We start from the raw sequence: 21,738 nt of genomic DNA, 5'->3' as shown, positions 1-21,738 counted from the left end.
TATATGGAACTGGATGAACTGAAGAAATCATGGAACGCACTGAATGAACAGTTGCAGAAAGAACCGATTGCTGATGAACAGCAGATTACAGAACTGATTGCCGGCTACAAGGCAAATACCCGCAAAAGTCTGGGACGCCTCGTAGTCATACAACGCTTCTCTATCGGAATAGGAACGATATGTCTGGCTACCCTTCTTCTTATATGGCTGCTACTGCCCACCTTCGGTTTCAACGAACAACTACAAGAAAAGATTGTTCCCTTTTTAGGGTTCATTGCCATCAGCATTCTCGCAGGCATGTGGTGGGACTGGAAAACATACCGTTGGAATAAGAATACACATATTGAAGAAATGAGTGTTGCCGAAGTCAGCCGCCGTATGACCACTTTCCGCCAATGGACCAAATATGAGGTGATGGGCATCTCCATCTGGATTATCCTTTTCAATATCCTCAATTATTGGGTGATGGAATATCATCTGATGTCCGTTGGCGTGCAAGCCATACTGATTACCCTCTTTGTAGTATTTGATGCGTTGATTATCTATATTCTCTACAAAAAAGTGATTTATAAACATCTGGACAATATTAAAAAGAACATTGAAGAATTGAAAGATATATGCACCGAGTAACTCTTGTTTTCATCCTTTTCCTTCTCATCCCCGACCTTTACATTTACTTGGTTTATGTAGTAAGAAAAACCAGAAAGACATTTCTACGCAGCCTCTATTGGCTTCCCACCTTATTGCTGGCGGCAGGCTATGTTTACTTCATGTTCCTTACGGGCGACAATGCGATGTCAAACCATACGCAGGCTATAGGCAGACTGGCAATTACCATCATGCTGTTTGTCTTTCCAAAAACCATATTCATGCTTTGCTCTCTGGTGGGAGTACTGGCGCACTTCATCATCCGTCGTTGTCCCCGCAGCCCGTTCACCGCTATAGGACTGGTTTTAGCTGTCGTCAGCTTCTTCAATATCCTCTACGGAACTTTTGCAGGCATCACCCGTTTCGATACGAAAGAAGTAGAATATCGTTCTGCCGATATTCCGGAAGGTTTCGACGGCTACCGCATCGTGCAGATATCGGACATACACATCGGCAGTTGGCAGGGCAATCCGGAACCCATCAAACAATTGGTCGATTCAGTCAACGGACAGAAGCCGGACCTGATTGTCTTCACCGGTGACCTCGTGAACCAGCAGAGCCATGAACTGGATGGTTTCCAAGAAATACTCTCCCAACTGTACGCACCGGACGGAGTATACTCCATCCTCGGTAACCATGACTATGGCTCATACTATCACTGGCAAAGCCCGAAAGCAGAAATCGCCAATCTGGACTATTTAATCCGGCAGCAGAAAGCAATGGGATGGAAACTGCTGAACAATGAGCATGACATCCTTTATCACAAAGGTGACAGCATAGCCCTCATCGGTGTGGAAAACGATGGCGAGCCTCCTTTCTCCCAATTTGCAGACTTACCGCAAGCCATGCAGGGTACGGAAGGGATGTTCCAAATATTGCTCAGCCATAACCCTACCCACTGGAGGCGCGAGGTACTGCCCCAATCGGATATTTCACTGATGCTTGCAGGACATACCCACGCCATGCAAGGCATCTTGTTCGGACACTCCCTTGCCGAACTTATCTATCCGGAATGGAGAGGAATGTACTACGAAGGCAAAAGGGCTTTGTACGTAAATATTGGCATCGGCTATGTGGGACTGCCGTTCCGGTTCGGGGCATGGCCGGAAATTACAGTACTAAAATTAGTAAGAGAGAAAGAGTGACGAAATAAGAAAAAGGTATATCTTTGTAGCAATAAAAAATCCGACACCTATGAAGATACTTTATATCACTTATCAGGTTTGCTTTGCGTTGCCTATTTTATTGGTACTGACTATCCTTACAGCATTGGTCACCATTATCGGTTCGCTGATAGGGGGGGCGCATACCTGGGGGTACTATCCCGGTAAAATCTGGTCACAGCTCATCTGCTATATACTGCTTATTCCGGTGGAGGTGCATGGAAGGGAGAAAATACACAAACGTACTTCTTACGTGTTTGTGCCCAATCACCAAGGCGCCTTCGACATATTCCTGATATACGGATTCCTGGGACGGAACTTCAAATGGATGATGAAGAAGAGCCTGCGCAAAATCCCGTTTGTCGGTAAGGCATGCGAAAGCGCAGGACATATCTTCGTCGACCGTTCCAGTCCCAAGAAGGTGCTTGCCACCATGCGGCAGGCAGAATCATCTTTGAAAGACGGCGTATCACTGGTAGTATTTCCCGAAGGAGCACGTACCTTCACGGGACACATGGGCTACTTCAAGAGAGGTGCTTTCCAGCTGGCGGATGAACTGCAACTGGAAGTAGTACCCGTCACGATAGACGGCTCGTTCGAGATTCTTCCACGCACCGGAAAGTGGATACACCGCCACCGGATGATACTGACCATCCATGAACCTATTCCTCCCAAAGGGAAAGGGGCAGAAAACATCAAAGCAAGTATGAACGAGGCTTATGCGGCAGTGGAGAGTGCATTGCCGGAAAAGTATAAAGGGATGGTGAAGAACGAAGACCAAGACAGATAAAAACATAATGATAAACGGGAATGCCTGAATATCCTATCAAGATATTCAGGCATTCCCGTTTATCATTATCAACTCATTCCTATTTATTTCTGTCCTCCTACAGAAGCATTTTGCTTCATGCGCTTCTGCTCTTCAATCAGCTGCATGTTCTCCTTCGCCTTTGTAAGGAAATCTTTCACCAAAGTATTCTCTTTAAAAGACAAGGGAGCAGTTCTCATGATGTCCTCAATCTGCGGAGTCATCACCGGATAGGGCAGTGTGCTGCACATCATCATGAATACACTGGGACCCAGCACGTTCTCAAAGTTATCTACAATGAACTGACGGACGTAGTCGTTCATCTCCTTCACAAGTGTTTCGCCTTCCTTTGCCAACTGTCCATGCACATCATCCAGATTGGCACCGTCCAGCACCATACGCGCCTCTTTGCGTTCCAGCTCCTCTATCTTTACCTCTAGGGAATTGCGTTTGTCTATAAACTCGTACAACTTGTCATTCAAAGAGGTTCCTTTGGCAATCAACTGAGTATTGGAGATGGAAACTACGATTTTACCATCTTCCAGCACCAAAGGCATAATACCCTCTTGATCCATATAAAGAGTCACCATCATCACGGAATCGGTCCGGCCTTTCATCTTGAAATGCCCATGGATAACCTCTGCCGAGTCAACATTCACCCATTGCCCGTTCCGAAGCGTCTTGAGAAACAACATCTTTCCGTCAAGGCTGGTTACCGAAGAACTGCCCTCTATCTTATACTTGCGGTTGCAAGAAGTAAAGAGCACAAGCAGGAGCAAAAAGGGTAAAATGCGGTTCACACTCATTCTAATCATGCAAGAAACGATTTTTGAATTACACCCAGCAAAGGTATTAATATTCCTTATAAACCGGATAGAAAGAAAGGATTTTTCATTCGGTTTACGTATTTTTGCACAATTATAAATGATAAAAATAGAGAAAATATACATGTCAACCTATGCACCTTTTGCCAAACCGCTCTATGTAATGCTGAAACCGGTAGGTGCGGTATGCAATCTGGCATGCGATTATTGCTATTATCTGGAGAAATCCAAACTATATAGAGACAACCCCAAGCATGTAATGAGTGATGAACTTCTGGAAAAGTTTATCGAGGAGTACATCAACTCACAGACCATGCCCCAGGTTCTGTTCACCTGGCATGGCGGAGAGACACTGATGCGTCCGCTGTCTTTCTACAAACGGGCCATGGAGCTGCAAAGGAAATATGCCAACGGACGCACCATCGACAACTGCATACAGACCAACGGCACGTTGCTCACCGATGAATGGTGCCGGTTTTTCAAAGAAAACAACTGGTTGGTGGGCGTCTCCATAGACGGACCGCAAGAGTTCCATGACGAATACCGGAAGAACAAGCAGGGCAAGCCCTCTTTTGTCAAGGTGATGCAGGGCATCAACCTGCTGAAAAAGCACGGTGTGGAATGGAACGGAATGGCAGTGGTCAATGACTACAACGCCGACTATCCGCTGGACTTCTATAATTTTTTCAAGGAGATAGGATGCCATTACATCCAGTTTGCCCCCATCGTGGAGCGCATTGCCCCTCATGGGGACGGACGCCATCTTGCCTCCCTGGCAGACAAAGAAAAGAGCACGCAGCTGGCAGACTTCTCCGTCACGCCGGAACAATGGGGAGACTTCCTATGCGCCTTGTTCGACGAATGGGTAAAGCAGGACGTGGGGACTTACTACATACAGCTGTTCGACTCTACCCTTGCCAACTGGATAGGCGAACAGCCGGGTGTATGTTCCATGGCAAAGACGTGCGGCCATGCAGGTGTTATGGAGTTCAACGGAGACGTATATACCTGCGACCATTTTGTTTTCCCCGAATATAAACTGGGCAACATCCATCAGAATACACTGGTGGAGATGATGTACGGCGAACGGCAACAAGCCTTCGGACTGATGAAGCAACAATCGCTCCCCACCCAATGCAGGGAGTGTGAATGGCTGTTTGCCTGCAACGGCGAATGCCCAAAGAACCGTTTTGTATGTACAGCCGACGGGGAGCCGGGACTGAATTACCTTTGTGCAGGATATCATAAGTTCTTCAGTCACGCAGCCCCATACATGGACTTTATGAAGAACGAACTGATGAACCAGCGTCCGCCTGCAAACATTATGGAAGCAATAAGAAACAATGCCATCAAGCCATAAGCCCACAAGCGATAACAATGAAATTCAAAGACATTACTTAATAATTGATTATATGAAGATTACATTTAAGAAAGGTTTGCTTGCGGCCATTGCCGCACTGACAGTCTGCTCTGCGCGTGCAGACGAAGGAATGTGGTTACTGCAACTGATGAAACAGCAGAACTCCATCGACATGATGAAGAAACAAGGACTGAAGCTGGAGGCTGACGACCTCTACAATCCCAACGGCGTATCACTGAAAGATGCCGTAGGTATCTTTGGCGGCGGCTGTACCGGCGAAATCATCTCTCCGGAAGGACTGATTCTGACCAATCACCATTGCGGATACGGTGCCATACAGCAGCACAGCAGCGTGGAACACGATTATCTGACAGATGGTTTCTGGGCCATGAACCGTAGTGAAGAACTGCCCACCCCGGGATTGAAATTCCGTTTCGTGCACCGCATTGTAGACATCACCGACCTTGTCAACGCTAAAATAAAGGCAGGCGAAGTGACGGAAATCGATGCACTGACTTCCCCGTTCCTCAGCAAACTGGCAAAGGAAGAACTGGAAAAGAGCGATTTGAAGGGTAAACCGGGCATTGAAGTGCGCGCACTCCCCTTCTATGCAGGAAACAAATTCTATATGTTCTATTATAAGGTATACAGCGACGTGCGTATGGTTGCCGCTCCTCCCTCCTCGGTAGGTAAGTTTGGCGGTGAAACCGACAACTGGATGTGGCCGCGCCACACGGGCGACTTCTCCATGTTCCGCATCTATGCCGATGCCAACGGAGAGCCTGCAGAATACAGTGAAAGCAATGTACCCCTGAAAACGCCGAAGTTCTTGCCCATCTCCATCAAAGGCCTGAACGAGGGTGACTACGCCATGATTATGGGCTTTCCCGGCAGCACAGAACGTTACCTCACCCAGAGCGAAGTGAAGCAACGCATGAACGCCGTGAACCAGGCAATGATTGACATGCGCGGCGTACGCCTCGAAGTGCTGCGCAAGTATATGGATGCCAGTGACAAGACCCGCATCCAGTATGCCAGCAAGTTTGCCGGAAGCAGTAACTACTGGAAAAACTCCATTGGTATGAACAAGGCAATCATCGACAATGACGTGTTGAGCGCCAAAGCCGAAATCGAGAAAAAGTATGCCGCCTTTGCCCAAGGAAAACCCGAATACGAGGGTGTGGTAGAGAAAATTGATGCCATCATCGAGAAAAGCACCCCCACGCTGCGCCAGCTCTACTATACCAACGAAGCATTGCGCGGTGCTATCGAATTCGGCAGTACCTACCTTATTATGGATAACATAAAGAAAGCGCTCGAAGAGAAGAACGACTCATTGCTGCAAGCTTCGAAGAAGCAGTTGGAAAATGCCTACGATGGCATCCACAATAAAGACTACGACCACGAAGTGGACCGCGCCGTAGCCAAAGCCATCCTGCCCGCCCTTGCCAAGGCACTGAACGCCAACGAGCTGCCCTCCTTCTACCAAACCATCAACGGAGAGTTCAAGGGCGACTACGACGCATACGTAGACAACATTTACGACAACTCCATCCTCTCCAACCGCAAGAACCTGGATAAATTCCTGGCAAAGCCCACCGTGAAAGCCATTGAGAAAGACCCTGCTACGGCTTACTCGCGCTCCAAGAACGAAAAGCTGCAGGAACTCGGAAAGCAATACATGGAACTGGAAAGCGGAATGGAACTGCTCCACAAGGCCTACATCCGTGGCTTGGGTGAAATGAAACAGCCCGTCCCCTCCTATCCGGATGCCAACTTCACCATGCGTCTGACCTATGGTAATGTAAAATCATACAGCCCGCGCGATGCTGTACACTACGACTACTATACCACTACCGACGGTATCCTTGAAAAAGAGAATCCCGAAGACCGTGAATTCGTAGTACCCGCCAAGCTGAAAGAACTGATTCAGAAGAAAGACTTCGGACGCTACGCCATGGCAGACGGCACCATGCCGGTTTGCTTCCTCACGACGAACGACATCACCGGCGGCAACTCCGGCAGCCCCGTCATCAATGGCGAAGGACAGCTCATCGGTACTGCTTTCGACGGCAACTGGGAGTCTCTGAGCGGTGACATCAACTTCAACAATGACCTGCAGCGTTGCATTGCACTGGACATCCGCTACGTGCTCTTCATCCTCGACAAGCTGGGCAACTGCGGACATTTGATAAACGAAATGCACATCGTAGAATAAATAAAAGCCTCTGAGAGATTACCTCCCATACTGAATGGCATTCAGTATACGACTGAATGCCATTCAGTCGCATACTTAACCCTATTCAGTCGTATACTGAATAGCCCCCCTCTCAGATGCTCTTCTAACGCACATCACCATGAAAAGAATCCTATTATCATTATTCATTACATCTTCTGTCCTTGCCGCACACGCCGACGAAGGTATGTGGATGCTCACCGACCTACAAAAGCAGAACGAAGTAGCCATGACGGAACTCGGCCTGCTCATCCCCGCCAACCAAATCTACAATCCCGACGGCATTGCCCTGAAGGATGCCGTGGTACATTTTGGCGGCGGCTGTACCGGCGAAGTCATCTCTGCCGAAGGCCTGGTACTGACCAACCACCACTGCGGCTATAGCGCCATACAGCAACATAGCTCGGTGGAACATGACTACCTGACCGACGGTTTCTGGGCCATGTCCCGCGAAGAGGAGCTTCCCTGCAAGGGACTCACCGTCACCTACGTCGACCGGATACTGGACGTGACAGACTACGTAAACGAACAACTGAAAACCGACGACGACCCGAACGGCACCAATTATCTGTCTCCCAAATACCTGAAAACAGTAGCCGACCGCTTCGCCAAGTCCGAAGGCATCACCCTGACACCCGGCCGCAAACTGGAACTGAAAGCCTTCTACGGTGGCAACAGATACTATCTATTCGTAAAAACCACTTATAGCGACATCCGCATGGTAGGCGCTCCCCCCTCCTCCATCGGCAAGTTCGGTGCAGACACCGACAACTGGATGTGGCCCCGCCACACGGGAGATTTCTCCATCTTCCGCATCTATGCCGACAAAGACGGGAAACCCGCCGCTTACAGCAAAGACAACGTCCCCCTGAAAGTGAAGAAACACCTCACCATCAGCCTCGACGGCTATCGCGAGGGCGACTTTACCTTCGTCATGGGCTTCCCCGGACGCAACTGGCGCTACATGATTTCCGACGAAGTAGAGGAACGCATGCAAACCACCAACTTCATGCGCCACCACGTGCGTGACGTACGCCAGAAAGCTCTGATGAAGCAGATGCTGCAAGACGATGCCGTACGCATCCACTATGCCAGCAAGTATGCATCTTCTGCCAACTACTGGAAAAATGCCATCGGTATGAACGAAGGCCTCGTCCGTCTGAAAGTATTGGACACCAAACGTGCACAGCAAGAGGCACTCCTGGCACGCGGACGCTCGCTGAACGACAATAGCTATCAGCAGGCATTCGACCAGATACGCGCCATCGTAAAGCAACGCCGTCCAGCCCTCTACCACCAGCAAGCCATTCAGGAAGCACTGGTGACGGGACTCGATTTCATGCGTATCCCCAGTACCGCAAGACTGGTGTCTGCCTTGAAGAACAAGGACAAGAAACAGATTGCAGCAGCTAAAGACAGCCTTCAGAAGGCAGCCGACCGCTACTTCGCCTCTGTCCCCTTCCCCGAAGTGGAACGTATCGTTGGCAAGGAAATGCTAAAAACCTACATGAAGTATATCCCTGCCGAACAACGCATTGGTATTTTCCAAATCATAGACAAGCGTTTCAAGGGCAACAGCGACGCTTTCATCGACGCCTGCTTCGAACATTCCATCTTCGGCAACAAGGAGAACTTTGCCAAGTTCATCCGCAAGCCCAGCCTCTACAAGATTAATACAGACTGGATGGTCTTGCTGAAATATTCCATCACGGACGGCCTGCTTCAGACCTCCATTGCCATGATGGATGCCAATAAAAACTACAATGCCGCCCACAAGGTATGGGTAAAGGGCATGATGGACATGAAACTTGCCAATGGTCAGCCCATCTATCCGGATGCCAACTCCACCTTGCGCCTGACCTACGGTCAAGTACTCCCCTACGCTCCGGCAGACGGTGTGAAATATGATTACTACACCACTCTGAAAGGAGCCATGGAGAAGGAAGACCCCGACAATTGGGAGTTTGTAGTCCCCGCCAAACTGAAACAGCTGTACCAGGCAAAGGATTTCGGACGTTATGCCATGCCGAACGGCGAAATGCCCATCTGCTTCATTGTCAACACAGACAATACCGGTGGAAACTCCGGCAGCCCCGTGTTCAATGCCAAAGGAGAACTGATAGGTACCGGCTTTGACCGCAATTACGAAGGTCTGACTGGCGACATTGCCTTCCGTCCGTCCTCCCAACGAGCAGCATGTGTAGACATCCGCTACACCTTGTTCATCATCGACAAATACGCGGGAGCTTCGCATCTCATTGAAGAGATGACGATTAAATAATGATTTAGCGAACAAATCCTCCTCCTATTTTGTTATCATTACAAATAAATAAAAACAGAAAGGAAAAAATTATGGAAAAGTTTGAAGAATTGATACAATCAGAAAAGCCCATTTTAGTTGATTTCTTTGCAACCTGGTGTGGCCCGTGCAAGGCCATGCATCCGGTACTGGAAGAACTCAAAAACGAAATAGGAGATGCTGCCCGTATCGCCAAAATAGATGTAGACCAGCACGAAGAACTTGCTGCCCGCTACCGTATACAAGCAGTACCGACATTTATCGTATTTAAGAAAGGCGAAGCCGTATGGCGCCACTCGGGTGTCATCAGCGGTAAGGATTTGAAAGCCGTTATAGAACAAAACTCTTAACAAGAAGAAATGAAGAAGATTATAACAATAGTTGTCCTTGTGTTTTCCAGCATGCTGGCCTACGCTCAAACAAGCGGAGAGGTTGTCGTCATGAACAAAGCCATGTTTATCAAGAATGTGTTCGACTATGAGAAATCCCAGGACTGGAAATACAAGGGAAGCAAGCCTGCCATCATAGACTTATATGCCGACTGGTGCGGACCTTGCCGCATGGTGGCTCCCATTATGAAGGAACTGGCCAAAGAGTATGCCGATAAAATCGTTGTCTACAAAGTCAATGTGGATAAAGAAAAAGAATTGGCAGCGTTGTTCAATGCAACAAGCATCCCCCTTTTTGTATTCATCCCTATGAATGGAGAGCCTCAGCTCTTCCGCGGAGCAGCCGATAAGGCTACCTACAAAAAGGCGATTGATGACTTTTTACTGAAAACAGAATAGTTCATAATAGAAAGAAAAACTCCTGACTATCTTTACAAAAAGGCAAGTCAGGAGTTTTTGTATCCTATTCACTCAAAACACGATAGGCATCTCTTTCCATTCTCCTCCGTGTAGTTCCATCACCGATTCATATCCAGCTTTCCTCAAGGCACGCAAAGCTTCGGGACGTCCGTTGCTTATCCGTTCCGGATAGTGTGAATCACTGTTCACCTGCACACGTACACCCAAATCATGCAGGTAGGAGAAACACCGCTCATTGGGATAGAAAGTGCCCAAGTCATGATAGGCTTTGGTATTGACCTCTACCTGATAGCCGCGACGGGCAATATCTGCGAAATACGCCCTAACCAGCTCATCATACCAAGGCTCGTCCAGCAATCCCGGGCGATAGCATGCTGCATTGTAGTGCATCTTATCGGCATGGCCCACAATATCGAAACCTCCCAGCTCGAGCATCCTCGTCAACCGGCCGTAATAGAGACGGACCACATGCTCCAAATCACCGCAAAAATGTCCGTCTACAATGGTCTTAAAGGTATCCGCAGATACATCTACATCCACCACTTCCCCTTTGTCATTGTAGAGAAGATGTACAGAACCGATACGGTAGTCCAACGGCAACTCCCTGAAACGGGCGATGGACGGATTGCTCGCTTCATTCAGATAATCAATCTCCAAACCGATATACAGTTCGATACGTCCGGCATACTTCTCCTTCAGACGGTGGAATTCAGACAGATAATCGTCCATCCTATCCCACTCCATAGTCCATGCCGTAGAAAAAGGCAATGGAGCATGCGATGAAAAGCCATAAGATGTAAAACCTTCACTCAATGCAAAACGCACAAAGTCCTCCATGCCGGCACGTCCGTCACAAAAAAGGCTATGGCTATGATAGTTCGTCAGATTTTCCACTTTCCTAATTCTATAATTTCAATTCTTAATTTTTAATTCCGGACTTCAGTTCGATTCTATCTCGCTCAACTCCAGCCAGCGCAATGTCTTTTCGTCAATCAAGTCCGACAGTTCCGGCAAACGCTTCGACTTCTCCGTCAGTTCGTCCACAGACAAGGTGCCGCTGCACAGAGCTTCTTCAATCACTTTCTTTTCAGTTTCCAGATCGGCTATCTCCTGTTCCAATTGCTCAAACTCGCGCTTTTCCTTGAAAGACATACGACGCTTATCGTTCAGACGCACCTTCGCCGTCTTATCCTCCTGAGCCCTGGTAACTTCCTTCTCTTTCTCCTTCTCCTGATGAGCTTTCGCATCTTTCCAGTCGCGGTATTGTGTATAGTTGCCAGGGAAGTCCCGGATGTCTCCTTGTCCGTTGAACACCAACAGATGGTCTACCACTTTATCCATGAAATAGCGGTCGTGGCTCACCACCATCACACACCCTTTGAAGTTCTGCAAATACTCCTCCAGCACATTCAGTGTCACAATATCAAGGTCATTGGTCGGCTCATCCAGCACCAGAAAGTTGGGATTGCGCATCAGGACCGTACACAGATAGAGGCGGCGGCGTTCTCCCCCACTCAACTTGTAGACATAGCTGTGCTGTGTCTCGGGAGTAAATAGGAAATGTTGCAAGAATTGCGATGCCGTCAGCTTCTTGCCGTTACCCAGTTCTATGACTTCGGCAATGTCCTGCACTACATCAATCACTTTCATCTGTTCGTCAAACTGCAAGCCGTCCTGCGAGTAGTAACCGAAACGGACTGTCTCGCCAATATCCAGCGTGCCGCTGTCTGCCTGCTCCAACCCCATCAGTATCTTGATGAAGGTCGACTTGCCCGTACCATTGTTCCCAACGATACCCATTTTTTCGTAACGGGAGAAGATGTAGGAGAAATCATCCAGAATCTTCAAGCCACCAAAGGATTTGTACAGATGGTCTGCTTCGAATATCTTGCTGCCTATGTAAGAAGCCTTGACATCCAGTTTGACGTTGTCGTTGTTGAAACACTGCTTAGCCACCTTCTCCAACTCGTAAAAGGCATCCTCCCGATAACGCGCCTTGTGTCCGCGGGCTTGCGGCATGCGGCGCATCCATTCCAACTCTGTGCGGTAGAGGTTGTTGGCACGCTCTATCTCCACAGTCTTTGCCTCGATACGCTCTTGGCGCTTCTCCAGATAATAGCTGTAATTGCCTTTATACTGATAAATCTGCCGGTTGTCTATCTCTACGATTTCGGAACATACACGGTCGAGGAAATAACGGTCATGCGTCACCATCAGCAAGCTGAGGTTGTTCCGGCGGAGATATTCCTCCAACCACTCCGTCATATCGAGGTCGAGGTGGTTGGTAGGCTCGTCCAATATCAACAAATCGGGTTCAGTGATAAGAGTATTGGCAAGTGCCACACGCTTCAACTGCCCACCGGACAGGTATTTTACGTGCTGACTGAAATCACGTATCTTGAGTTGGGATAGAATCTGCTTTGCCTTCTGTTCGTACTCCCAAGCCTTTTCATGGTCCATACGCACCAGAATTTCGTCCAAACCGGGATGCCCCTCCGTCTCCATGCAACGTTCATACTCCTTGATTAACTCGACAGTACTGTTGCCATGATGAAAGCACGCTTCGAGCACGGTCAGCTCTTCTGGGTACTGCGGATCTTGTTCCAGATAACCCACACGCAAGTCACGACGGAAGGAAATGGTGCCACTGTCATACCCTTCCTTGCCAGAAAGGATATTGAGCAACGTTGTCTTGCCACTGCCGTTCTTGGCTATCAGTCCGACACGCTGTCCCTCGGACAAGCCCAAAGAGATATTTTCGAATAGTACCAAGTCACCGAACGACTTGGTCAGGTTTTCCACCTGAAGAATTGAATTTACTGCTGCCAATGCTTTAATAGTTGAAAAATGAAAATTGAAAGTTGAAACTCACAGTACCAAGATGACCGGACCTTAGAACAAGGAGCTGTATACCTCCGGCAGATTCACTTTACCTCCTGCCTTTACTTTGCTCCAAACCAGCTTCATGGGGTCTATCCATTCACCGGTAGACGTATTCAGCAATATGGGCGCTTCCCGGTTTCCATCCACCAAGGTACGCCATTCCATACCATCCACTTCATTGGCGAAAATAACACAAAGCACAATGCCAAAAGCCAGCCACGCATCTTTCTTTTTAGGGCTGATGTTGCTTTCTTCCATCATCTGCTGCATCTTGGCAATGTCTTCCTCCGCTCCTTGAAAATCCTTCTTCAGTAACTCCTTTACAGTAGTATCCACCCACTCGTATGCTTCGTTAATCTGATAGATTTCCGAAAGCCGCACCGGAATTATCTCCGCCGGATACTTCATCCCATCCTTACGCGTTTCCAGCGAAGCGATAATCTTCTCCGCTTCTGCAACCGACTCTCCCTTCTTCACCGTAAACGAACATTCAAAGGCAACTTCATCCGCACCCGTTATCCATAAATGAGAAGTATAGTACGCACCTTCTTCCTCGAACATCTCCTTACTATATGCACATTCCATCCGGCCTATCCTGACCGGAGTGGCAGCGGAGTTTTCCCGCAACTCTTGCTTCACGGAGTCCTTGCCATATGTAGCATTCCCTTTGAAAGCCGAAATGCGAAAATTACCGGTCCACTCATTGGGATTATAGAAAAGGAAAGAACCTTCCCCATCTTCGAATTCATTCCAGTCTGCCGGGTAAGTCATGGAAAACCATGCTCCCGGAGAGATAAATTTCTTGCTTTGTTCCATATATAGACTAATCTTTGCAAAGACAGTTCATACCATCTTAGCTATTTTTCGCAAAGATAGTGTAAACCGAATGCAAAATAAAATGAACTTGTTCATTTTTTATGCTGAGGTGCAGCCTATCTTCGCTTTTAGAGCAAAAGTAACATTACCGCCGTTGATATGCAAACAAACGAAACAAAAAACAGCCGATTCTCACGAACCGGCTGTTCCAATCATCATCTATGAATGAAGACCATTAGAGCCTTCAATATCTTTATTCAATTAAACTAAAGTCAAAATGAAACCCATTAAATTTCCAATTCGGATGCAAAGATAATCAATGGAATACATACAATCCTAAGATTTTAAGAATATTAAATTAACATTCTATAAATAGATGGCTGAATAGGTTTGCCATCCCGATAATGCCAACCGTAATTGAACTTTCTTTTTATTCCTGATTTGAATCCCACCACACAGGCAATGTACAAATAAGATTATTATTATACCATCCTTCACCAAGCTCAGCAGCTCCTGGAACTTGGGCACCAATGGCTGCTAGATTAGTGGTATTATATGTCAGCTCATAAGAAGCTTGCTTCCAACGACGAGGCGACTTATCTTCCGGGCAGTAAGTAAATCCTGCTGGAGTATTCCTATAATAATACGATTTATCCCAATTCATGAATATATTCGTATCATAATCACAACGACGCATATCATTCCAATTCTCATTAGAATATGGCATTGCCAACATCTTCTGAGTCAAAATTTTACCGAGAGTAATATCTGAAGAATTTCCTAGTGCATTATTCAAGAAATTATCAATATCAGTTTGTTCAATATGAGTAAACGAGGGGCAAGACTCCAATTTTCCATCCTCTGAAGTCCACACGCCAATCTGATCATTAACAAAATCAATACTTGCTTTAACACCTTCTTTATAGGCAATAAATGCTCCCGATTTATCGCCTTGACGGAAAAGCGTCTCTGCTTTGATAAAACAAGCTTCGGAATACGATGCCATAAGGGATGGACTTGTTGGACGGGCATAAAACACTCCGCTCAGCGCAGAAGTGTCATAAGATTTATTACGACGATAAAGGATATCTACACCGCCTGCGTATCCCGTACCACCACAAGTTGTCCACACATAAATAGTATCTCCTTTACGAGTTGGGCTATCACAATACCAACTCTGGGTAGTTACATCAAATGACAAAGCATATGGACCTGATTGACTTAAAATATCAGTTTGCATATCAACCCCCATAGAACGACGCCACAAACCGTCCTCTGACCATTTTATATCAATAGGGGTTGCAGGACCTTTCATAGAACGAGTCCAAGGGATAAACTTATCAGCACGTGGATCTTCTATTCCCTTTCCATCAAAGTTAGTCAAATTATCATAATAGCATTTAGTTATATAAATATTACTATTCATACCAATACAAGAATAGAGAGCAGAATAATCTATCGGCTCATTCCAGCCCAATACATCATGAGAAGGTGTATTAGTATCCGTATGTTTTATAACAGTATTATCAGCATTACTTTGTTGAGCTTTAGCTAAACAATTCAGAATTTCCGGAGCATCATATTTGCCATCTTTATAATTTCCAGCCTCTTTCTTGACTAAATGATTCAGCCAGCGTGCTTTAAGAAGATAACACATTTTCAGCCATTTATCTGCATCACCACCATTCCAAGAATCGCCTTCTACCAAATCCACTGGTGTAACATTATTTATTGCCTCTTGTTGTCTAGAAAACAACTCAATAGCTTCATCAATATCAGTTATACAACCAAGGAATATTGTTTTACCATTATCATAAACAGGAGAAGGATTTTCTCCAAATGCATCATTATAAGGGATTTCTCCAAATAAATCAGTAAGCATCATAAAACCATAAGCACGAAAAAATTTGGCTGCACCTGCATAGTGATAAGCACCAGCCTCCATTGCCTGATTATATAAATCATTACAATTCACACCTACCTGAGTAAAAAACCACTGTTGCGCATTAGCAGCACGAGTTGAAGAATCAAGTTGCCATTTAGCCGCCCCTCCTTCGCGTGCATTGTTACGATAGAAATGACCACAATAAAAACTAGTATTCGAGGCTACAATATGGTAAATATGTTCCATATAAAATTGCATCCAAGGTAAACGCTGATGGAACTCAGCATCAGTAGATATAGGAGTATTTGGATTGGTGTTGACATCCAACCAGTCATCACATGCGGAGAGCGCGACACAAGCTGCAACTCCGAGAATTATTTTCTTGTATAGTTTCATATTATTCAATTTTCATACAGTTAAACAATATTTAGAAAGTCAGATTAACACCAAAAGCAAAACTTGCTGTCGCAGGAACTCCACAATAATCAATACCTACTGAGGATGAGCCTACTGCACCCGATCCAGCTGCTGCAACTTCCGGATCACCGTTATAATTAGTGAAAAGAAGAAGATTATTAGCCGTTGCCGTAATTGAGGCACGTTTTATAACTTTTGTTTTGGCAAGTAACGTTTTTGGCAAATTATATGAGAGTGAAATAGTACGAAGACGAAGTGCATTCACCTTTGTCATGAAGTTTGCTGTTTCATTAGGATAAATATCCTGATAATAATTAGCTATAATTGTTTTACCGCTGGTTTCTTTACCATTATAAGTATATGTTTTATTAGCTTCGAAAGTATTCGTTACAAATTCACCATTTGTATTTACACCTGAAACCTCTATTTTTTCCCGGTTGGCAGAGAACTCACTCACACCCGCAAGCGTCATAGCATATTCCGTTCCATTATAAACATGCCCACCTACACGAAAATCCCACAACATATTCAATGACACCCCTTGATAAGTAATAGTATTATTCCATCCACCAGAGAATGTAGGTTCACGATTACCTATTTCAAGATTGGCATTAGTTCCTTTAGTCGGAAGCCCATTCTTGTCTAATACAACTCGACCTTGGTCATCACGTTTCCATTCACTACCGGAAATTGCCATAAAATTACCATTAGGGAAAGAAGCCGCTTTAGCATTGCCAACTTGTACATCAGTCACATAAAGAATTTCTACACCTTCAAGCAGATTTTTCACTGTACCACGATTACCACTGACATTAATAGTTGATTCCCATGTCCAATCCTTAGTTTGAATAGGTGTACCGCCAATACTTAACTCCATGCCTTTATTATAAACGTCACCTGCATTAACAGAACGGAGAATATAACCAGTTGCATTTGACAGACGAGGTGACATAATCTGATTATACGAATTATTGGTATAGTAGGCGTAATCCAACTTCAGACGATTATTAAAAAAGCGCAATTCAATACCCAATTCAGTAGATTCCGTAATCTCGGGTTTTAATGCAGCATTACCAGCAGTCCAATAATTACTTACCCCAGTAAGGCCACCAAGGAATGACTGACTGGGCCACAATGCTGTTTCCAACGAATACGGACTCGTATCTTTGCCTACACGCGCCCAGCTCGCACGTACTTTGCCGAATGATAACCAATCTATTTTAGGAAGAAATTCTGTAAACACAATACTGCCACTTACCGAAGGATAAAAATAAGAACGATTCTCAATTGGCAATGTAGAAGACCAATCGTTACGTCCTGATACTGTCAAAAACACTGTATTCTTCCAATCAGCACGGAATTCACCAAATGTACCAATAAGGCGTTTTTGAGAACGTGAACTTGAAAAATCACGGTTATCATTCGTTGCATTGTCAAATGCGTAAAAATCAGGAATTTCAAAGTTCCAAGCCATTCTATAGTTAGTCCAAGTCCGAGTATCGTCAGTAGATGTACCAAGCATCAAGTTAAAGTTAAAGTCTCCAAACTGTTTATTGAAATTCATCATTAAATTCGTAGAAAGATATTTATACCGATAAGAATTTTCGCTATACATACCTTTTTGCCATGCCAATTTATATACTCCACCAGCAGCAAGAGTCTTTGAATCATCTGTAGTGTAAGAGTCAATGCCCATACGATAACTAATCCACCACCAATCTGCAATATCAGCCTTGATACTAAAATTACCCGTGAAACGCTCAGTATTATCTTTCAACTTATTCTTATTAAGAATCCAGTATGGATTATCGCGTTCATCAACAACATCAAGACGATCTCCAAACATACGATAGCGAGTACCGTCTTCATTCAAGTAGTGTTTCATATCATCAGTAGGAGACCAACGGTATACCCCCGTCATGGTACCAGAACCACTTGAACCATATAACCCAGCAGAGGTCAATGTTTTATCAGTGTTTGCTTGAGAATATGCTACATTTGCACCGAATGTGAGCATTCTCCACTTTTGTTCACCATTAAAACGGAACGTTGCTTTCTCATAACCAGTATTAGGAATTATACCATCTTGATTATAATAAGAGCCTGAAAGATAAAAATTACTATTTTTAGAACCACCAGCCACGCTTATATTGGTATCCCATGCACCACCTTGTTGAAAAAAGTCATCTATATTATCATAGGTTGCTGCCTCATTGTCAATAGGTGCTCCCCATGAATTATAACTAAAATCATTATAAGTCGTTCCAGTATATTTTCCATCGGTGTACTGATCTTCAGCAAACCCTCTTCCATATTTCCGTTGTGTTTTAGGAAGAGAAGTAGCCCATTGCGTGATATACTTAGTGGAGAAATTCACCTCAACGGCTCCCTCCTTTCCTTTTTTGGTTGTAATAATTACAACACCTGCAGCAGCACGTGAACCGTAAAGAGCAGCAGCAGCCGGACCTTTAAGAACTGACATGTTTTCAATATCCTCAGGGTTTATATCCATTACACGATTAGAATTGGTAGAAGCTGTCGATAAACTACCATCAAAAGCAGAGTTACCAACTACTGTAGTAGAGTTATCATAGATTACACCATCAACAACAAATACTGGTTGATTGTCACGTTCAAGCGAAGTCCCACCACGAAGAATGATTTGAGAACCGGCACCGGCAGCACCACCTCCTTGCGTAATATTAACACCAGCAATTTTACCAGCCAAAGAGTTAATCGGATTCACACTTTTATTTTTCATAAGCTCTTCCGCATCTACATCATCAATGGCATATCCCAAAGATTTCCGGTCTTTCTTAATACCCATAGCTGTCACTACCACTTCATCCAATGTTTGCGAATCATCTTGCAAAGTCACTGAATACGAAGAAGCATTTGTCACTTTAAGCATAGCAGTTTTATATCCAATAAAGGATATCTCCAATGTGCTACCCGCCGGCGCTTCTACAGAGAATTTTCCGTCAACGTCCGTCACCGCACCGGTACCAGAACCTTTTACCAGCACGCTGGCACCGATGATTGGTTCGCCCGCTGCATCTAAAACTTTACCTGTGATTTTCTTGGCTTGCTGAGTACTTTGGGAACTAAGTACACTTTCAACAGCTGCGTTGGCTGCAAAAGGCATAGCTGTCCCAAACAATGCAAGCAACACTAATGATAAGCAATAATTTCTTTTCATAAGCTCTATTATTTGGATTTATTTGCAAACATATGAATTAATTTAGGAATTCTACTATCAATCAAATTAAAAATTATTAAATTAATATTAAAACGCTTGCATTTATAGTTTTGCAAAGTTTTAAGTATTTATTTGATATTTATTAATTGTATTAACTTTAAATCATATTGATGCTATATTTACAAATAATACAACTTAACAATATTAAAATAAAGAATATAGTGTACGAATTAATAATATATACTAATGTTATAAGATATTTGATTTACACATTAAAGTATATGTGTAATTATTTTCACTAAAAAAAACTTGATTATGTGGAAATACCAACATGAACAAAGATTTCAAAAGCAAAAAAAGTAAAATGATTCATAAGTTCATCAAAAAATAGTGTTAGACTATTAATAGCAGCAAGTTTTACTTGTAAGTTATATTAACATTTTTCTTTTTAGCATAATGCTAATATATATAAATTGTAAATAGCGAAAGTTGCTGTTGGTCAGTATTCATTTGAAAGAGTAGCTTGAAACAATGTTTTGGAAAATAGCCATTCGACATAAGCTTTATTATGTGCAAGTTATATGTAAAAAGGTTGTGTACATATTTATCATTCTTATTTTCAACAATTTATAATTAGCAAGAAAGGTAATTTACTAGTGAGAGATAGTAATATTAAGTATAAAACTTAGTTCCCAAAGTACTCAGCAAGCCAAGAAAATCACAGGTAAAGTTTTAGATGCAGCGGACGAACCAATCATCGGTGCCAGTGTGCTGGTAAAAGGTACCAGTACTGTGACAGACATAATCCAAAAGTTCCCCGGTGCATCAAAAACGAGCGAGCACTATTGGTGGCGTCGCATGGCCCATCGTTAGCATGAGGTAAATTTCAACGCTAAGAATCTGGAAGCTTCAAATCCCAAGGCAATGTTTGATGACATATGGCCTCTGTACCGGTATGGTGGGACATCGAAGAAGAAGAAGAACTTAAGGCACATCGAAGACTCTTAACGGTCTTCATTCATAGACGATGATTGGAACAGCCGGTTCGTGAGAATCAGCTGTTTGTATTCTACTCTACGCCTCATTTCCCTATCGGTTGTATTCTCCTCCTCACCTCTTTGGATATTTCCAGAAACATATAGTTCAGTTTACCGGAATGAATACCTTCTTTATTTTGGGTATACTTCTTATTGGCATACTCCTTGGACTTATCAAAGGTAATGCGCGACATCTGGTTCTGCGACTTTCCCACCATTGTCGAATCCAACTGTTCGTCCGGAAAGAAATCATCCAAATTCACATCACCAATCATGGTCGTTTCAAGGAAATTCATGTCTTTATGACTAGAATCTGTGTAGTATCCTACAAACATATGTCCTGGAGTGCGTACCAATATAGGTTCTATATTTATGGCACGGAGTAAAGAAGCAAAAAGGACACTCCCATCCACACAGTTGATTTGCGAGGACTCCAAAGCATCATCGAACGTGCGCACACGCTGTGAAAAAACCACGTTGCTGGAAAGGCTCGTATTGGACACCGAACTATAACGGAACTTGCGCTTTTGCAACACATTCCACAAGGCATAAACCTGCTTGTCCACCACTTCGGCACCTCCCTGATAACCCAAAAACCGGTTGACGATACGCGTATCCAGCGCTTCACGCAACAGCTTGTCAATCATAGGATTCTCCTCATTCACATAAGCTGCAAAAAAGATGCCGGTATCATGGAACTTTGTACCATTCGTGACATACCCCAACAGACATTCATTAATGCTGCGAACGGAAAAAGTACGCACCCTCTGCCCCAAATCCTTGCCGTTCATCTCTACCATAACGGCCACACTGATGGGTTCCGCTTGGTTGTTATTCTTCAGAGCCTCGTAATTCCATATGATATCAGGATAGATAATATACTCCGTACGCGGTTTTGCCAGCACAAACTCCGACACGGAACGGGAAAAGAACGGAGTCTCTGCAACCTCTACCCGCACCCGGCTATAAGCATTCCTCGAACGGACACGGACAGCGATGCAGGACTTCGGATTACCTACATACATGGAGTCTACCGGCACTATGACCTGAGCATCGGTAGTAGCCACCGAAAGGATACTGGAAGGGAATATATTACCGCCCAGTTCATCCGTAATCTCAAATCCCGAGCGGAAAGGAGCCGTATTCAGCCAGACAGAGCCGATTATCACTAAAAGTAGAGTTCCCATAATAACCGACAAATGTCTCTTAGAGAAACTCCTGATATACATAAGTTCTTTCATACAATTCAGTATTTACGAAGCAAAGATAATATTTTAATGTGACGGGGCTTTTAGATAAACGGGAATTTAATGTAACCCAAATGTAACACTTGTTTCATCATTCCGTAACAAAT

The 21,738-nt window shown here is 44.7% G+C and carries 15 protein-coding genes; 8 read left to right on the top strand and 7 right to left on the bottom strand.

What is annotated here, in order from left to right:
• The first annotated feature begins 3 nt into the window (after positions 1–3).
• The 3 genes from H1A11_RS03425 to H1A11_RS03415 are packed head-to-tail and all read left to right on the top strand — an operon-like array spanning position 4 to position 2,601.
• Positions 4–630: a hypothetical protein gene (locus H1A11_RS03425; RefSeq protein WP_005836003.1), complete on the top strand. Its 627-nt coding sequence runs from the start codon at positions 4–6 to the stop codon at positions 628–630.
• Positions 618–1,793, top strand: coding sequence for a metallophosphoesterase (locus H1A11_RS03420; RefSeq protein ID WP_181757724.1), 1,176 nt, complete (start codon positions 618–620; stop codon positions 1,791–1,793). Before H1A11_RS03425 ends, H1A11_RS03420 begins: the two co-directional genes overlap by 13 nt.
• Positions 1,794–1,842: 49 nt before the next feature.
• Entirely contained in the window at positions 1,843–2,601 is a 759-nt protein-coding gene (locus H1A11_RS03415) for a 1-acyl-sn-glycerol-3-phosphate acyltransferase (RefSeq protein ID WP_009036804.1), read from the top strand.
• 83 nt (positions 2,602–2,684) lie between these two features.
• Here the strand turns inward: H1A11_RS03415 and H1A11_RS03410 are convergent, their stop codons facing one another.
• Positions 2,685–3,434, bottom strand: a complete 750-nt coding sequence (locus tag H1A11_RS03410) for a DUF4369 domain-containing protein (protein WP_117600751.1) — start codon at positions 3,432–3,434, stop codon at positions 2,685–2,687.
• A gap of 133 nt (positions 3,435–3,567) precedes the next feature.
• Here H1A11_RS03410 and H1A11_RS03405 point away from each other — a divergent pair, with 133 nt between their 5' ends.
• The 5 genes from H1A11_RS03405 to H1A11_RS03385 all read left to right on the top strand — a co-directional run bounded on the left by H1A11_RS03405 (position 3,568) and on the right by H1A11_RS03385 (position 10,126).
• The gene (locus tag H1A11_RS03405; protein WP_117965517.1) at positions 3,568–4,803 is read left to right on the top strand and encodes an anaerobic sulfatase-maturation protein; all 1,236 of its coding nucleotides are present in this window, start codon (positions 3,568–3,570) and stop codon (positions 4,801–4,803) included.
• 52 nt (positions 4,804–4,855) lie between these two features.
• Positions 4,856–7,021 carry a S46 family peptidase gene (locus H1A11_RS03400; protein WP_117965472.1) on the top strand — a complete coding sequence of 722 codons (2,166 nt, stop codon included), beginning with the start codon at positions 4,856–4,858 and terminating at the stop codon, positions 7,019–7,021.
• A 139-nt stretch (positions 7,022–7,160) separates the two neighbouring features.
• Positions 7,161–9,320, top strand: coding sequence for a S46 family peptidase (locus H1A11_RS03395; protein ID WP_117965474.1), 2,160 nt, complete (start codon positions 7,161–7,163; stop codon positions 9,318–9,320).
• Positions 9,321–9,391: 71 nt separating this feature from the next.
• Complete coding sequence (trxA, locus tag H1A11_RS03390) at positions 9,392–9,688, top strand: thioredoxin (protein WP_131225980.1); 297 nt, start codon at positions 9,392–9,394, stop codon at positions 9,686–9,688.
• 9 nt (positions 9,689–9,697) lie between these two features.
• Entirely contained in the window at positions 9,698–10,126 is a 429-nt protein-coding gene (locus H1A11_RS03385; RefSeq protein WP_117965476.1) for a co-chaperone YbbN, read from the top strand.
• Between the two features lie 72 nt (positions 10,127–10,198).
• Here the strand turns inward: H1A11_RS03385 and H1A11_RS03380 are convergent, their stop codons facing one another.
• The 6 genes from H1A11_RS03380 to H1A11_RS03355 form a co-directional block, all read right to left on the bottom strand.
• Positions 10,199–11,041 carry a histidinol-phosphatase gene (locus tag H1A11_RS03380; RefSeq protein ID WP_181757723.1) on the bottom strand — a complete coding sequence of 281 codons (843 nt, stop codon included), beginning with the start codon at positions 11,039–11,041 and terminating at the stop codon, positions 10,199–10,201.
• A 45-nt stretch (positions 11,042–11,086) separates the two neighbouring features.
• A complete protein-coding gene (locus H1A11_RS03375; RefSeq protein WP_181757722.1) occupies positions 11,087–12,976 on the bottom strand; it encodes an ABC-F family ATP-binding cassette domain-containing protein in 1,890 nt (629 codons plus the stop codon).
• 63 nt (positions 12,977–13,039) lie between these two features.
• The gene (locus H1A11_RS03370) at positions 13,040–13,846 is read right to left on the bottom strand and encodes a DUF3805 domain-containing protein (RefSeq protein WP_117600746.1); all 807 of its coding nucleotides are present in this window, start codon (positions 13,844–13,846) and stop codon (positions 13,040–13,042) included.
• Between the two features lie 430 nt (positions 13,847–14,276).
• Positions 14,277–16,127 carry a SusD/RagB family nutrient-binding outer membrane lipoprotein gene (locus H1A11_RS03365; RefSeq protein WP_119962029.1) on the bottom strand — a complete coding sequence of 617 codons (1,851 nt, stop codon included), beginning with the start codon at positions 16,125–16,127 and terminating at the stop codon, positions 14,277–14,279.
• A gap of 31 nt (positions 16,128–16,158) precedes the next feature.
• Complete coding sequence (locus H1A11_RS03360; protein WP_181757721.1) at positions 16,159–19,347, bottom strand: SusC/RagA family TonB-linked outer membrane protein; 3,189 nt, start codon at positions 19,345–19,347, stop codon at positions 16,159–16,161.
• Between the two features lie 1,081 nt (positions 19,348–20,428).
• Positions 20,429–21,625, bottom strand: a complete 1,197-nt coding sequence (locus H1A11_RS03355; RefSeq protein ID WP_131225972.1) for a hypothetical protein — start codon at positions 21,623–21,625, stop codon at positions 20,429–20,431.
• Positions 21,626–21,738: the final 113 nt, after the last annotated feature.

The sequence above is a fragment of the Bacteroides sp. CACC 737 genome (genome assembly GCF_013874375.1).
GTDB lineage: Bacteria > Bacteroidota > Bacteroidia > Bacteroidales > Bacteroidaceae > Bacteroides > Bacteroides uniformis.
This window is presented reverse-complemented; position numbering and strand designations above follow the sequence as displayed.